Source organism: Chryseobacterium sp. Leaf201 (genome assembly GCF_001421435.1).
In the GTDB taxonomy this organism is placed as follows: domain Bacteria; phylum Bacteroidota; class Bacteroidia; order Flavobacteriales; family Weeksellaceae; genus Chryseobacterium.
Map to the genome: position 1 here is coordinate 1 of NZ_LMKA01000087.1, position 14,309 is coordinate 14,309.

At 41.7% G+C, this 14,309-nt stretch carries 13 protein-coding genes; 3 read left to right on the forward strand and 10 right to left on the reverse strand.

Translation table 11 applies throughout. The annotated features are described in order from the left end of the window. The first annotated feature begins 194 nt into the window (after positions 1-194). Entirely contained in the window at positions 195-611 is a 417-nt protein-coding gene (locus ASE55_RS13120; protein ID WP_056220418.1) for a hypothetical protein, read from the forward strand. Positions 612-706: 95 nt separating this feature from the next. Here the strand turns inward: ASE55_RS13120 and ASE55_RS13125 are convergent, their stop codons facing one another. The 8 genes from ASE55_RS13125 to ASE55_RS13160 form a co-directional block, all read right to left on the reverse strand. After that, the gene (locus ASE55_RS13125; protein WP_082474537.1) at positions 707-2,434 is read right to left on the reverse strand and encodes a DUF4041 domain-containing protein; all 1,728 of its coding nucleotides are present in this window, start codon (positions 2,432-2,434) and stop codon (positions 707-709) included. A 208-nt stretch (positions 2,435-2,642) separates the two neighbouring features. After that, positions 2,643-3,062, reverse strand: a complete 420-nt coding sequence (locus ASE55_RS13130) for a hypothetical protein (RefSeq protein ID WP_056220421.1) — start codon at positions 3,060-3,062, stop codon at positions 2,643-2,645. 12 nt (positions 3,063-3,074) lie between these two features. Then, positions 3,075-3,794 carry a glycohydrolase toxin TNT-related protein gene (locus ASE55_RS13135; protein ID WP_056220422.1) on the reverse strand — a complete coding sequence of 240 codons (720 nt, stop codon included), beginning with the start codon at positions 3,792-3,794 and terminating at the stop codon, positions 3,075-3,077. A gap of 41 nt (positions 3,795-3,835) precedes the next feature. Beyond that, positions 3,836-4,930 carry a lysine-epsilon-oxidase maturase LodB gene (gene lodB / locus ASE55_RS13140; RefSeq protein WP_157844652.1) on the reverse strand — a complete coding sequence of 365 codons (1,095 nt, stop codon included), beginning with the start codon at positions 4,928-4,930 and terminating at the stop codon, positions 3,836-3,838. A gap of 12 nt (positions 4,931-4,942) precedes the next feature. Continuing rightward, a complete protein-coding gene (gene lodA, locus ASE55_RS13145) occupies positions 4,943-6,988 on the reverse strand; it encodes a CTQ-dependent lysine 6-oxidase LodA (protein ID WP_056220427.1) in 2,046 nt (681 codons plus the stop codon). Between the two features lie 305 nt (positions 6,989-7,293). Continuing rightward, the gene (locus ASE55_RS13150) at positions 7,294-8,094 is read right to left on the reverse strand and encodes a Cof-type HAD-IIB family hydrolase (protein WP_056220429.1); all 801 of its coding nucleotides are present in this window, start codon (positions 8,092-8,094) and stop codon (positions 7,294-7,296) included. A gap of 437 nt (positions 8,095-8,531) precedes the next feature. Next, positions 8,532-8,993 (reverse strand): Lrp/AsnC family transcriptional regulator, encoded by a 462-nt coding sequence (locus ASE55_RS13155; RefSeq protein ID WP_056220431.1) that lies wholly within the window; start codon positions 8,991-8,993, stop codon positions 8,532-8,534. 408 nt (positions 8,994-9,401) lie between these two features. After that, complete coding sequence (locus tag ASE55_RS13160) at positions 9,402-10,568, reverse strand: cytochrome-c peroxidase (RefSeq protein WP_082474542.1); 1,167 nt, start codon at positions 10,566-10,568, stop codon at positions 9,402-9,404. 146 nt (positions 10,569-10,714) lie between these two features. Here ASE55_RS13160 and ASE55_RS13165 point away from each other — a divergent pair, with 146 nt between their 5' ends. Together ASE55_RS13165 and ASE55_RS13170 are read left to right on the forward strand one after the other, a co-directional pair. Next, on the forward strand, positions 10,715-12,877 hold the full coding sequence (locus tag ASE55_RS13165) for an outer membrane beta-barrel family protein (RefSeq protein ID WP_056220434.1): 2,163 nt from the start codon (positions 10,715-10,717) through the stop codon (positions 12,875-12,877). Positions 12,878-13,006: 129 nt separating this feature from the next. Further along, positions 13,007-13,288, forward strand: coding sequence for a hypothetical protein (locus tag ASE55_RS13170; protein ID WP_128414568.1), 282 nt, complete (start codon positions 13,007-13,009; stop codon positions 13,286-13,288). Positions 13,289-13,334: 46 nt separating this feature from the next. On the opposite strand, the gene ASE55_RS13175 is transcribed toward ASE55_RS13170, so the two are convergent. Both ASE55_RS13175 and ASE55_RS13180 read right to left on the reverse strand, forming a co-directional pair. Beyond that, complete coding sequence (locus tag ASE55_RS13175) at positions 13,335-13,694, reverse strand: response regulator (RefSeq protein ID WP_056220440.1); 360 nt, start codon at positions 13,692-13,694, stop codon at positions 13,335-13,337. Between the two features lie 42 nt (positions 13,695-13,736). After that, positions 13,737-14,294, reverse strand: coding sequence for a chemotaxis protein CheB (locus tag ASE55_RS13180; RefSeq protein WP_056220492.1), 558 nt, complete (start codon positions 14,292-14,294; stop codon positions 13,737-13,739). Positions 14,295-14,309: the final 15 nt, after the last annotated feature.

The following is a 14,309-nucleotide window of genomic DNA, read 5'->3' on the forward strand; positions in this document are numbered from 1 at the left end:
ATTTAACTTTCATAAAATTCGCTTAGCAGTAAAACACGCTCAATAAATATTGAAAATCAGTAAATTAACTTAAATCACTCTATAATAATATTATTTCTAAAAATATTATTCATTCCATAAGGCATAGTATTTGTAATTAAAATTATACCACTATCACCTAACATACAGTAATAACTTTTAACACACAAAATATTATGAACGTTGCAGATCTAAAAATCAAAAATTTAGTAGAATACAAAAATCAGATCTATAATATTACTGAAATATTTCAGGATAATGAAAGAGACTATTTTGTGAAGATTGAAAATGACATCCACAGTTTTTCTGTACCGGCAAGATCCATCAGGCCGATCCAAATTACTGAAGAATGGCTTGAGAAATTTGGCTTTTCAAGAACATACAGCTCTGACCAGCGTATCAGATATGAAAGACCGGAACCGTTTATCAAGTACGATATTGATCTGAGTTCCAGAAAGATTGTTGACGGACTGAAGATCTACGGAAACTCAATCAGATGTAAATACATTCACGAGTTCCAGAATATTTTCTCTTGTCTGTTTGGCAAAGAACCATCCGTAATGAGCTACGGATTAGTAGGCACCGAATCTTAATAATATATTTTCAATCAAAAACCCCGCAGCCTTAAAAGTTGCGGGGTTTTTCTTTTTAAAAACGAATATATTTGTCCGCTTCTGAATATAATTTTTTATTCCTCTTCCGTTAATACTTCTTCCATAACTAGCGGGTCAGCCTGTTCCTGGTACTGCTCCCACTCTGCTTCAAGCTGTTTATTCACTTTCATCTCTTCTTCAAGCTTTACGGTTTCGCGGTATTGTTTTGCCTCGGCAGCAAGGGTCCATTTACAATTGATTCCCATTCGGTCCGTATAGTTTTTAATATCATTTATGCCTAACCTGAAAAATTCTTTTCTCGGGTTAATCTTGTTAAGCTGGCTTCTCAGAAACTTTTTATGAAGCTGCCTTTCCAGGGCCGGAGCATCATCAGAATAAATCATTGCATGGACATCAAACTCAAAAGGGACACTGGCATCCCCAAGCTCACGGACACGGTCTAACGGCTCCAGACGCCGTGTCATCCCGATTTTATATACATCTTCTCCAAAGGATCCTATATTTGAAATGATGTATACATTTCCCCGTCGGGTCTGCTGTGCCATCGATATAGCACGCTGGTTTTTCTCTTCCGCATGCTCCAGCCTGTTCTGCAGTTCGTCCAATTGCTGCTGAAGGAACATTTTCTGTTCCTCATTGGCTTTTGCCACCTGTGATTCCGCTTTTTCAATCAGTCTCTTTAAAGTCTGCTCTTCTTTTTCGGCATCCTTTATGGCTTTTTCAAATTCTTTCCTTGCTTTTTCTTCCTCACGGATCTGCTCCCTTATCTGCCGCTGCTCTTCCTGTTCCTGCCATTTCAGTTCCTGCGCTACCACTGCCCATTTCAGTTCTTCGAGACGCGCTTCATGGTATACTGTGGAAATCCTTGCTTTCCTGAAAGCCTCACCGTTAAAATTAACCAGCTGGAACGCATCATCTATTTTCTGTTTCAGTATCCCGTAATTGTCTTTTTTTACTGAAGCCAAGATGGTTTCCACCTTTCCGTTGTAGGCATCAACAACAAAATCAATCGCTATATTCCTTCTGTATTCATCTACGTATTCACAGATTCCGGCCTGCCGGCTGACAATCATCAGCTTGTTGTTCTGGCGGAGTTTTTTAAGGTTTTCCCCGGCTTCCTTATGGCTGAAGTCCTCTGCCAGCTCATCAAGCAGCGTATATGCCGGAATGATATATTCATTTCCATATCCCTTAATAACATTTTTCATCGCTTTTATCCGGTCTGCAATTTCACCGAATTCCCTTAAACTGCGGTATGCATCGCCTCCGATAGCCTCTGCCTTATATTCTGCGGTATCAATAATCCTTTTGGATTCCCTTACTGCATTTTCATACAGCAGTTCAACTTCACGGGTTTTCTTTTCTGCAAGTTCTTTGGTAAGTCTCCGGGTCTCTTTTGCCTGCTGTTGGGCACTGTCCAGTTCCAGCTGTGCTCTTTCCTTTAATCTGATGCTGTCTTTTTCCGCTTTTTTCAACAGGTATTCGCATTCTGTCTGTACGTTAAGAATATCCTGATATTTGCTTAGCGCATCATTCTGATTTTTAAGCAGAAGGTTTTTCTGGTCGGTGCTGTTTTTATCAATCTGCAGATTAGACAGCTCCGCGCGCAGCCGCTGGATTTTACCGTTCAGGGATGATTTATCAGACTGAAGACCGGATATTTCAGTTTTCAGCCGGCCGATTTCCTGATTAAGAGCGGTAATCTGTGCATCTTTCAGAGCCGCTTCTTTTTTAATTTTACCTGATCTGACAAAAGCATACAGCATCAGGCAAAATAAAATGACAATAATTAGAATTTCCATGTTGGGTTAAATTTGTTCTTTACTGGTTTGTTGGAGCCTGTTTTAAATCATCCTAAAAATAATTTCCTGCAGATTTATATACATGTGAATCTGAAAAAATCATTACTGGACAATTTTAAAAGTTTTAAAACTCATTTTAAACAGGCTTTTATTTTTGCAATAGTAGTGATCTCTGTTCTTTATTTTTTATGGTAAACCGTAATCAGGTTTAATATGTTTCTTCGTACTGCCAGATTCCCGAAACCGTCAGAATATTAAGTCCGGGCTGCTTTTCCCCGTAGCTGAACAGGCAGAGGTATTTGGATTGGCAGAATTGACAGCCGGTACCGAAATACAGGGTCGGGAGTTCATTTACTGTTAATGCTCCGAAGTGCTGCCTGCTGTCTGACGTTTTGGCAATGGCTCCGGCTTTTAACAATTCTTCTCCGGATATTACCTTTCCTTCATCATACAGCTGTAAAACCGGAAACCCTGATTCATAAGGTGTGATTTCCAATGTATTCCTTTGACGGCAGTGGTTGCAGGTGTACGTGACAGCAGCATACGGATCAGCTTCCTCATTCCTGAAAACAGTTTTTAGAACATCTGCCTGCGTTCCGATATTTATTTTTTTTGACAGTGAATACATCTGAATTGTTTATTATTGAATTACAGTCCCTGCCAAAGCATTATATTTACCGCTCGGGCTTTTCTTAATGGTCACTTTTATATACCCTTCCTGCGCCAGCTTGTTCCACGTTTTCTGGTAGCCGGTCATCGGGTCTACAGGGATTTTCCACATCGTCTGCTTACCACCGCCCGTCTGCCCGAACCAGGGGATAACATCTGCATACTGGCCTTTGAACGTCAGTAAATTATTCATCACATCGATTTCATAATAAAAGTCGTAGGCATTTTCCGGCTGGTTCAATGCCCGCTGGCTGAAGGTGTACACATACCCGTTGATGATCGGGCTTGTAAAACTTCCGCCCAGGGTAGGAATTCCGGTACCGCTATAACTTCCTACGGCCCCGCTGTAACGGTCGAATTTCTGCCCTGCCGTAAAAGGTACATCATCTGCAATGTTGTAGCCGCCATTTGCAGGAGGCCATCCTCCGTTCAGATGGTTATTCTTAAAAAACGTTTCAAGATTGCTCCACTGCCCTTTTTGATACAATTCAAAAGCCGTGTCTTTCATTGTCTGGCTCACGGTTCCGTTCGGATCATACGTCAGTGCCAGTTCATCAGCATTTTTATAGAACACACTCGTAACCGGCGGCACGGTATCAGTGATAATAATTTCGTCTTCCCTTTCTGAGCTGCATGTCAGTGAAAACAGGGGAATGGTAAGAAGCAGAATATACTTCAATGCATTTTTCATAGGTATTGGTTTATTTAAAAAGATGATTATTATGTACCGATTCAGATTCTTTTTCTCCAGAAATCCGAATCACTCCAACGCTGTTCTTTGCGGTAAAAAAACGTTTTGGTCTGAAGGTACTGGCGGTAAATGGTATTGATATTTTCCTGATAATTCAAGAATGTGTTTTCATGTCCGGACTCAGCATCAATCACAGCCTTCGCGGCATGGCAGGCAGAGCTTATTGCAAAGCCGATGCCCATTGAAGAGACAGGGTCGAACGAAGCCGCCGCATCTCCTACAGCCAGGAAATTTTTACATGAACTGCTGTCTGTAACCTGAGAGAATGCATTTTTTACCCAGAGCTTTCCTTCGGAAGATGCATGTGAAACTTTATGCCTGATATGTTTCGTTTTTGAAAGCAGCCGGTTCCAGTTTTCCGTTTTTTCAAACCTGTTTTCTTTAATTATAGGAGCATCAGAAAAAAAAGTAAGCGTCATTTTCCGGTCCGGGAGAGAAGCACAGTACCACCACCCTTCTTCAGTGGATTCGATAACAATCTCCTGTTTAACGGTATCGGATGATTCAAAATAAAAGAATTTCCCTACCGCAACAAGCTCATCATACCGTTTTGACGGGATACCGATTTTCCTGCTGATGCTTCCCAGCCTTCCCGTTGCATCAATCAGGTAGCGGGCTTTTACCGAAAAACCTCCTTTGGTTTCATGTTTTGCTTCAATGGTCCAGTGTTGATTTTCATCCTGGCTGAAGGCCAGGCATTTTGTTCTCGGGAAAATAATTCCGCCCTCATTTGAAACGTTCTCCAGCAGCATCAGGTCAAACTCTTCGCGGTTGAGCTGGAAGCTTTCGGTTTCCGTATTGAATATGGAATCCCGGACTGTAATCCGGTCGGTGCCCCAGGCTGCCACACTGCTGTACCCCTGAATGAAATGCCGGCTGTCAAAATTTTCTTTTGTAATCCCCATATAATCCAGCAGGCTGAAAATACTTGAATTAACCTGCTCGCCGATTTTAACGGATTCCAGGCTGGTCTCTTCTATGATTACTACCTTTAAACCCGAATGTTTCAGCAGGCTTAAAGCAGCGGAAGCCCCTGCAGGGCCTCCACCGACAATAAGCACATCTGTTTGTAACAAATTATGCATGTTTTATCTTCTGTTCCTTGTTCCGGAGCGTGGTTTTTCCAGCCCCCCAATTGCCACTTCGATTTCTTTGAATCCTACTTCTTCCAGATGTTCCATCAGCATTCTGCCTTTATCACTTCTCTGTTTTACAACATTTACCTTTTTCTCGATATAAAATACCGGAACGGTGGTTTCCTTATCCGAATTATTACCACTGATATCGCTGATCGGAACACTTTTATAAGTGAAGATCTCGTTGTTTCTTTCAGTCTCTACAAAAAACGGAAATCCTGTGCTGTTGGAATTCTTATCCCTGATGAAGCCCAGCGCATACCAGTACTGAACCATCTGCGTGAAACTGTTGATGCCCCGGGCATAGTTCATCTGCTGGCCTGCAGGCACATGGGTCCCGGCCTGGCCTTCAGCGGTAAACTCGCCTACCAGAACATCCCACGGGCTTTGAGGCGGCCACCAGTATGAATAATAAGTAGGAGGCAGCGGTGCTGCAGGGCTTCCGGCTTTGTTCACGGAAGGATCTGTAAAGTTGATCAGCTGAATGGTACACTGGAAGAAATCTGCCTGCCACGGACAGGCCATTCTTTTCGTTAAGTCACCCGGTTCGCAGCCACTGCCTTCACATTCATCTCTGGACGGCGTTAATCCTCGGGCAGCATACTGTTGTTCATTTCCGTATTGTGCAATCCGGTAAGGAGCACTGTAGATGGCCGGGTTCTGTAAGCTCCAGGTGACTTCAATGCCCGGGCACATCGGCAGGCCTACGCAGTTTCCTACACTTGCAGAATCCATCGGGTTTACAGGATAAGGATGATAACCAGGATCGCTTACAAAATTTCCGTCTGCCCACTGCTGCATCAGGAACAGCTGCGTCTCGTCCAGTGCCATGAATTTCATGATATTGATATTGCTCACGGAATTGCTTCCGGAATTTAAAGGCATCATCGGGAAAATATCATTTCCGTTCTGCTTTAACAGCTCCTCCTGAGGCAGGTCCGGGGCAACCGGCGGCTGGGCGTCACTCTGCCTGAAATAGGAAAAGTAATTCTGCCGGTTCTGCAAATTGGCTTCGGAATTATCGGTAAAATCAAAAATATTGCTTGAGAAAGCCATCATCGACTGGACATTTGATACCCACTGGTACCTGCTGATCCGGTTGATAATCGGCAATATATCCCTTTGAAAATTTGCTTTGTAACCTGCATTCCAGCTTCCGTTTTCATACATTTCAGGAACAAGATTGAAATTTCTGACTGCCACATCAAACATCGTATCGCTTAAGTTTGAAATGTTAACAATTTCAGGAGCGAAATCCGGCGACCCGACTACCACCCAGGCGGATAATGAAACGGCCGGCTTCCCGTCATTGAATGTAACGGTACAGTACACCGGGCCATCTGAGATATCGTCATGCCAGGTACTTGAGCCTCCGTAGCTGATCAACGGTTCGTCTCCGCCCGCATGCCCGAAACCTCCCAGAACAACAAGCCTGCCTGACTGATCGGTTAAAAGATCTCCCAAAGTCACTACGGAAACGCCGTATTTAACGGTATCCGGTGGATACCGGACCGGATATCCGGACGGTGCATTGTTTTTATCAAAGCCGATGGAAGCCTGTTTTCCGGAAATGGTTCTCGGTCCCGGATCTACCAACAGCGTCTGTCTTTCCTGCTCTGTGGTCTGTTCCGGATTTCTTAAGGCAACGCCCTGGTTCTGGTAGCTGTTTGATTCTCCGTACAGAAGATTGCCTTCCAGCTCACTGTACTGGTACCAGACTGCTTTTTTGTTGGCCAGATGCACCGTCCATTCAATGGAAGCGATGTTCGGGGTATCAAGGGTGATTTCTTCTCCGTTTTCCTGAAGAATCCTGAAAGGCTGTCCCTGGCGTTTGATAAGGCCGGCTTCATCTTTAAAATCTGTAATGGGACCTAAGGAATTTCCATTGCGGTCTGCATCGAAAGGAAGTCCGCCTATGGAATCCGGAGAAAGGCAGATTTCCGTGGTGCTGTTGCCCAGTCTGGCAACACCTACCGACGGGTGAATTGATAAATTCATGGTTTAGTTTTTTTGGTTTTCCTACTCTGTTAACGGCTTTTCGGTTACGCCGTATTATTAATGATTCAGTTCTGGATTTTTTTAAACCGTCTGATTACGGAATGTAATCCTACATCGGCAAACGGCACACTATAGAAAGAGTTTGAGCTGATAAATTTAGAATAAAAAACAATAGATCCCTGAATTTTTTTACAGATATATTGAAAATTTAATAAAAGCAGAGAAATCAAAGGTCTCTGTTAAAGCTTTCTTCAATAAAAAACCCTCAGATCAGAAATCTGAGGGTTATATTTTAATTGCGTTATTTAACGGAGATCCAGATAATCCTTAATAATTTTCAGCACCCCGAAATTGTCATTGGTGCAGGCTTCAAAACAGGCCGCTTCTTTTACGGACGGATGCGCATTTTTCATCGCATACGAGTACCTGGAGTTTTTAAGCATTTCGATATCATTCATATAATCCCCGAAAGCCATCGTCTGCTGCGGGGAAATATCCAGTGCATCCTGCAGCTTCTCCAGCGCGTTTCCTTTATTGATATCTTTATTCATTATATCAAGCCAGTGCTTGCCGGAAACCACAATCTCAAGATTATACTTTTCAAATTCTTTCAGAACAGGATATACATTCAGCTCTGAACCTTCAGGATGATAGACGGCAATTTTAAAAATACGGTCATCAATTTCCTGCGTCAGGTCCTCTATTTTTTCATTAATGGTGTAAAACTGTGATATGTAACTGATAAACTCTTCGTTGTCAGTATCCACATATGCTTTTTTCTTGCCGGAAAGAACCGCAGTAGCGCCGGGAATGGTACGGATTTCCCTGATGATTTCCGCAATATAAGTAGGCTCCAGCCGGTCTGCAAACAGTTCTTTGTTCTTGTAAATCACATAACCGCCGTTCTCTGCAATAAAAGCCATGTCATTTTCTATGTCTCCGAAATATTTGGTAATTCCCGTCATCTGCCTTCCGCTGGCCGGAACGAATAAGATATTTCTTTTCCTGAGCTCTTCATATACAATCGGAAAATCCGGGCTTACCTGATGCTTAGAGTTCAGAAAAGTTCCGTCCATATCCGTTACAATCATCCTGATATCATCCATAAAAATACTTTTCGGTGTTTTTTTTCAGAACAAATATATTACATATAATTTTAATAATGTGGCAGGCCGGACAGCTGTTTTCTTAAATGCCTGGTCTTTAGGCTATGTCTTTGGGACTACTTTTTACTGTTTACCGTTTCTGCCGGATGTATTTTCATGATTGGAATTTTCAGTTTACTCACTTAAAATTATATTGAATTTATATTGGTCTTTTTCAAATAAATATTATTGAATCATCATTAAACAGTATCACAGCTTCAATGTAAAATTCACTTCATGCGAAATCAAAGATTTCAAAATTAAGACAGATATTTCTTATTCAATTTTTTAAACACTTATTAATTTTAGTAACAATCAATCACTTATTTAAACCTCAGTATCCTAAGGCTTTATTCTTCATTGAAGCATTTAAGAACCGCTGGAATATAGGTATCCTGTTAAATCGTTAATCCATAGGTATTCTTTACCTGAGCCATGACAAATGTACTGTGCGTACTGCCGATGGAAGGCACAGCCCCGAGTATATTGAACACGAAATTCTGATATTCCTTCATATCCTGCACATATACTTTAAGCAGAAAATCGAAATCCCCCGAAATACTGTAACATTCTGCAACCTCTTCAATCTTGAGTATTTCCCGTTCAAATTCTATTGCCAGGTAACTGTCGTTGCTTTTAAGCTTCAGCTGGCAGTACACGGTAAGCCCCAGGTTCAGCTTTTCGGCATCCAGAACAGCGGCATATTTTTTAATATAGCCTTCCTGCTCCAGGCGCTTTACCCGCTCAAAAACGGGAGAAGCAGAGAGGTTAACTTCTTTGGCAAGCTCTTTTACCGTGAGTTTTGCATCTTTTTGCAGAAGCCTGAGCAGCTGCATATCTTTGTCATCCAGGTGATCCATAGAATAATATTCTTAAGGTATGTGTATTATGCTAAAGATACAGAATAAAATACTTTACTTGTATAGTTTGCAAGTTTATTTTGCTTAATTTTTGTGGTACTATATCTGTTTTATCCTTAATGGGTATATTTGAATCAACACAAAGATCAGAAATGACCGCTTTAAAAGAACGGTCAAATAAAAATCAGGGAATATTTTATTTTGAGAATGCTCCTTCCGGGGAGCACTCTCTTTTAGTAATTTTATAAGATAAATATTCTTACACACATAATTTTAGTAAAATTATTCTTAGGGGAAATGGCTCTGCATCTATTGCAGAGCTGTTTATTTTCAGCCTGATATTCAGAGGCGTTAAATCTATCTGGCTTATCGTGATCATCATATTTTTATGAGGACCGAAGCATGCGGTTACCGCGGCAGCTCCGGCATGCTTATCTTTTGAGGTTTGGATGATAAGGTCCGCAGGAATGCTTCCAGCTGGTAAATTTCCTGCTCAGACAGTTCCAGCATTCTTACCATTCCCGATTTTTCCGAATGCAGCACTACGCCTTCAAAAACCGTAGTACGTTTCTGCGCATGTTCAGGATTTCCGTTGCTGTAGAACCGGATTACTTCTGATAAATCAGTCATAGACCCGTTATGGAAATAAGGGCCTGTGCGTGATACTTCCCGAAGTCCGGGAACCCGGAATTTCCCGGCATCTTCCGCTTTTTTGGTTGCAAGGTATCTTCCCGGGTCCTCCCCTTTTTCACCCAGCAGGGCCGTACCGATATTTTCAAACCTGTTATTGGAAAAATACCCTGAATTATGGCAGTTGATACACTGGGCTTTAGTCCGGAAAAGATGAAGCCCCATGAGTTCGTCATCAGTGTACACTTCAGACTTCCCATCAATAAATTCATCAAATTTACCGCGTGCGCTTTTCACTGTTCTTTCAAAAACGGCAATTGCTTTGGAAATCCTGTCTTTATTTACGGTTTTATCACCGAATGCTTTTTCGAATAATGTTTCATAGCCTTTTATCTTTGCAATTTTACCGGCTGCAATATCAATATGCTCCCCCATTTCCTTTATATCTTCTATCGGCATCTGCGACTGTTCTTCCAGGGATTTTACCCGTCCGTCCCAGAACAGTTCTTCTGCGTAGGCTGCATTCAGGATGCTCATGGCGTTTCTGATACCCAACTGCCGGTCATGCCCGAAAGAAAGCGTCCTGTTATCGCACCAGGCCAGTTCCGGGTCGTGGCAGGAGGCACATGCAATCTGGTTGGATTTTGAAAGCCTCGGATCAAAGAAAAGCGTTTTCCCCAGCAGTTCTTTTTCTGCCGAATACGGATTGTCATCAGGAAACCGGATATCCGGCAAATGGCCGATTTCAGAAAAAGAGGAAGCGGATTCCGAATCCAGTACAGGCTTCGGCCACTTTGAAAAATCGCCGGAAGAATACAGCTGTCTCAGCCGGCTGATAAAATCTTTCTGCTGACGTATGTCTTTTTTTACCGAATTGTTCAGGCAGCTGTTAAACAGCGAAACCATAAGGAATACAACGAAAATCCAGCTTAGAACATTCTTCATGGGCATTCTGAGTTTCAGCAAAAGTATGATATTTTTTATTTCCGCCCATTTTAAGGGTATTCATGAGAATTATTATTGTAGAATTAATCCTACATGATGTAACAAAACCCCTGGGCCGGCTGTCTTATTGATAAACTTAATTGTAAATGAAAACTATTTTGGTCCCGATTGCTTTATTGGCAGGTGTTGTAATTTTTGCGCAGGAAAAGCAGGACACAATAAAATCCAAGGAGAAAAGCATAGAAGGCGTAACGGTAACCGTAAGAAAACCGACGGTAGAATCTAAAGTGGACAGAACGGTTTTTAATGTAGCCAACAGCTCCATCCTTGCAGGGAATACCACCTGGGACGTAATGAGAATGACACCTCTGGTAAGTATTGATAACAATGATGCCATAAAAGCCGAAGGGGAATCTGTAACCGTATACATCAATGACAGGAAATCTGTTTTTACCGGCAAGGAGCTTAAGGAATACCTGAAAACCATCCCGGCTGACAACCTGATGAAGATTGAGGTAATTACCAGCCCGTCTTCACGCTATGAAGCTGCCGGGTCCGTTATCAATATTGTTTTAAAGAAGCGTGATGATGAAGGAATAAAAGGAAGCGTAACTTTTAACAACAAACAGAACACAAAAAACTCCCAGTACTCCAATCTTAACATCAATTATCATAAGAAGAACTTTACCCAGACCCTTATAGGAGGCTACAGCGATAATACCAACGTACAGAGAAATTCAAATGTCTATACTATATATGAAGGTAATTCTGTACAGCAGACCAACTCTACAACCATCGGCAGGTACCGGAGCCCTTCGGTTTCTTCCACATCAGAATTTGAACTGAACAATAAAAATACAGCCGGTGTTATCCTGGAATATTATCAGAGCAATGCTATGTCAGCTTCCGAAGCTTCCGGAATTACCCATAAGAACGGTGAGTTTGACAATTCTTTCGATCAGAACCAGACTTCAGGCGGACTTAACCGCAACCTGGGAACCAATATCTTTTATAAATTCTATGATAAGGAGAAAAACAGGATTCTGGACGTTAATGCCGGGGCCAATTATTACGGCGAGTCCGGGGATAATTATTTCATTAAAAATATCATCTCAAAAACCCCTTCAGTAAGTAAAATCGGAATTCTTTCCGATACCGAAAACCGGAATTATTTTCTTAAAGTTGATTATACCCAGCCCCTGGGAAAATCCGGTGCTACTTTCGAGGTGGGAGGAAAAATGGACTTTAACAACAATGTAATCCCCAATACGCTGTACGGAAATAACCTGGAAGGCCTGAGTACCCGTGATATTTTCCATTATGAGGATAATATCAATTCCCTGTATGCCAATTACAGCAGGAAGTTTTTTGATAAACTGGAAACAAGAGTCGGGTTGCGTTATGAGCATATTGATTACAGGATCCGCCAGGAAGTTTCGGGGAAGTCAAGGAAAGATGCTTACGGAGCTTTCCTGCCCAATATACTGTTAAAATATTCTTTTTCTGACAAGTATGATCTGAGCCTGACGTATAACAGAAACCTCTGGAGACCGTGGTATGCGGAATTCAACCCGTTTATGACTCCCAATTCGGATGGAATTTACAGCCGTGGAAATATAGACCTGGAACCTAACCCAAGCGACAGGCTGTATATGAAACTCGGCATCCTGAAGAAGTATTTTATTTCTGCACGGTATACATTCACGGATCAGGATTACTGGACGGATTACCTTACAGAAGATGTAGGAAACTATAAAAATGCCACCATTATGCAGGAGTCCAATTTCAGCGGGAAAGTGCATAAATACTACGTGTTTGCCAATACCAACCAGACGTTCTTCAAAAATAAATTTACCGTAAACCTGGGTTTGGGATGGTATTATATTGACAACAGTGATTTTAATCTGAAAAATGGCCTTCGAAACGATTCTTATATCAATTATTTAAGTGCTTCGACCAATTTTTCTTATACCAACCTTTTTAACAAGAATATCAACCTGAACGCATGGCTGGAAGTATCCAACCAGAACAACGGGAATTCCACCACCAATAAACCGAATATTTTCCACAATATTTCGGCTACCAAGATCTTCCCTAAAACACAGATGGAGGTCAGCCTGCAGCTGATGAATATTTTCCAGAGGCCGAATTATGATGCCACTACCTACAGCCAGGGCGCTTATGTAAGAAGTATTTCAAAATGGGACTGGTACGGGGCTTCTATTTCATTCGTGAAACGTTTCGGGAACCAGAAAGTAAAGGAAAATACCAAAACCGATGTTGAGAAAAACGGCGGCGGCGGGAAATAAGCTGTTCTTTACCAAACAGTTTTATTAATTGTAACAAATATTGGAACAATTTCAGTTTTTACTTCGGAATATGATGAATTATTGCATTTTTGGCACGGATATTATATATAATATTAAGTAAAATGCCTAATGATGAATGCCCAAGCAAAAATAAAAGAACTCATCCGTAAATATTTAACCCGAAGTATCAAACTACAGTTTAATATGGATGTCGATTTAAATAATGAATATACGCTGACAGAAAATATTGTATCCAAGAAGACCATTATTGCCCGTACTTTTTCAGATAATATTCTGTCTAAACCGGGTCTTAAATTATTTCTCACTTCATTAATTACAGAAATCAATAATGAGAAATGCAGTTTGGAGTTTATGACCGGTAAAATGAAATCGATGCCGGAATCAGCTTAACACGAAATACAGTGAATCCCCGATATGATGATATCGGGGATTTTATTTAAACATATTTGGCTACCTTCTCTTCAAGATCATCGAGGTTAAACGGCTTTGCGACATAATCATCTGCCTGGGCTTCTCTGGCCAGCGCCACAATATCATTGTTGGCGGTTACATAGATCACCGGAATCGTTTTAAATTCTTCATGATTTTTCAATAGCCTGGTGGCTTCCACTCCGCCGATCCTGGGAATCCAGTTATCCATCAGGATAACATCCGGGCGGTACTGCGCCACACGCTCCAGGATATCATGGGAGGTCTCCGAAATTTCTACCTGAAAGCCGTTCTCTTCAAAAATAATCGTAATTACTTCGAGAATAGTGGCATCATCATCAAAAATCAGGATTTTCTTTTTATTCATATTATTACTTAATTAGGATTTTCAGTCTACTTTATATTTTTATTACAGGCCGTTAATATGATCGGCCAGGCTGCCGGGAGTAATGATCAGGTCATACTCCACTTCTTCCACAGCGTGCCTCGGCATATAATCTACCTCAGCGGTTTCAGGATCCTGGATCCATACCGTGCCGTTGTTTTTTTTGATGTAGGACAGGCCGTTTACGCCGTCTGCATTGGCACCGGACAGCAGTACGCCGATCAGCGTTTCACCGTACATTTCCGCTGCCGACCTGAAGGTTACATCAATGGAAGGCCGGGAATAGTTCATCTTTTCCGAACTGTCCAGGGACATGATTTTCTTATTTTCAAAGAGCAGGTGGTAATCTGCCGGGGTAATGTATATTTTATTGTTTTCAATTTCCGTTTTATCGTCTATTTCCACCACTTCCAGATGGGAAAGCTGCTGCAGTAATGCCTGAAGTATGTTATTTGAATGCGCTTTACGGTGCAGTACAAGCAAAACAGGAACAGCAATTCGGTCATTGAGTTTTTTGATCATTTCCAGAATGACCTGCAGGCTTCCGGCGGAACCTCCGATCACTACCAATTCTGCTTTCATACGTTCTGTTTTAGA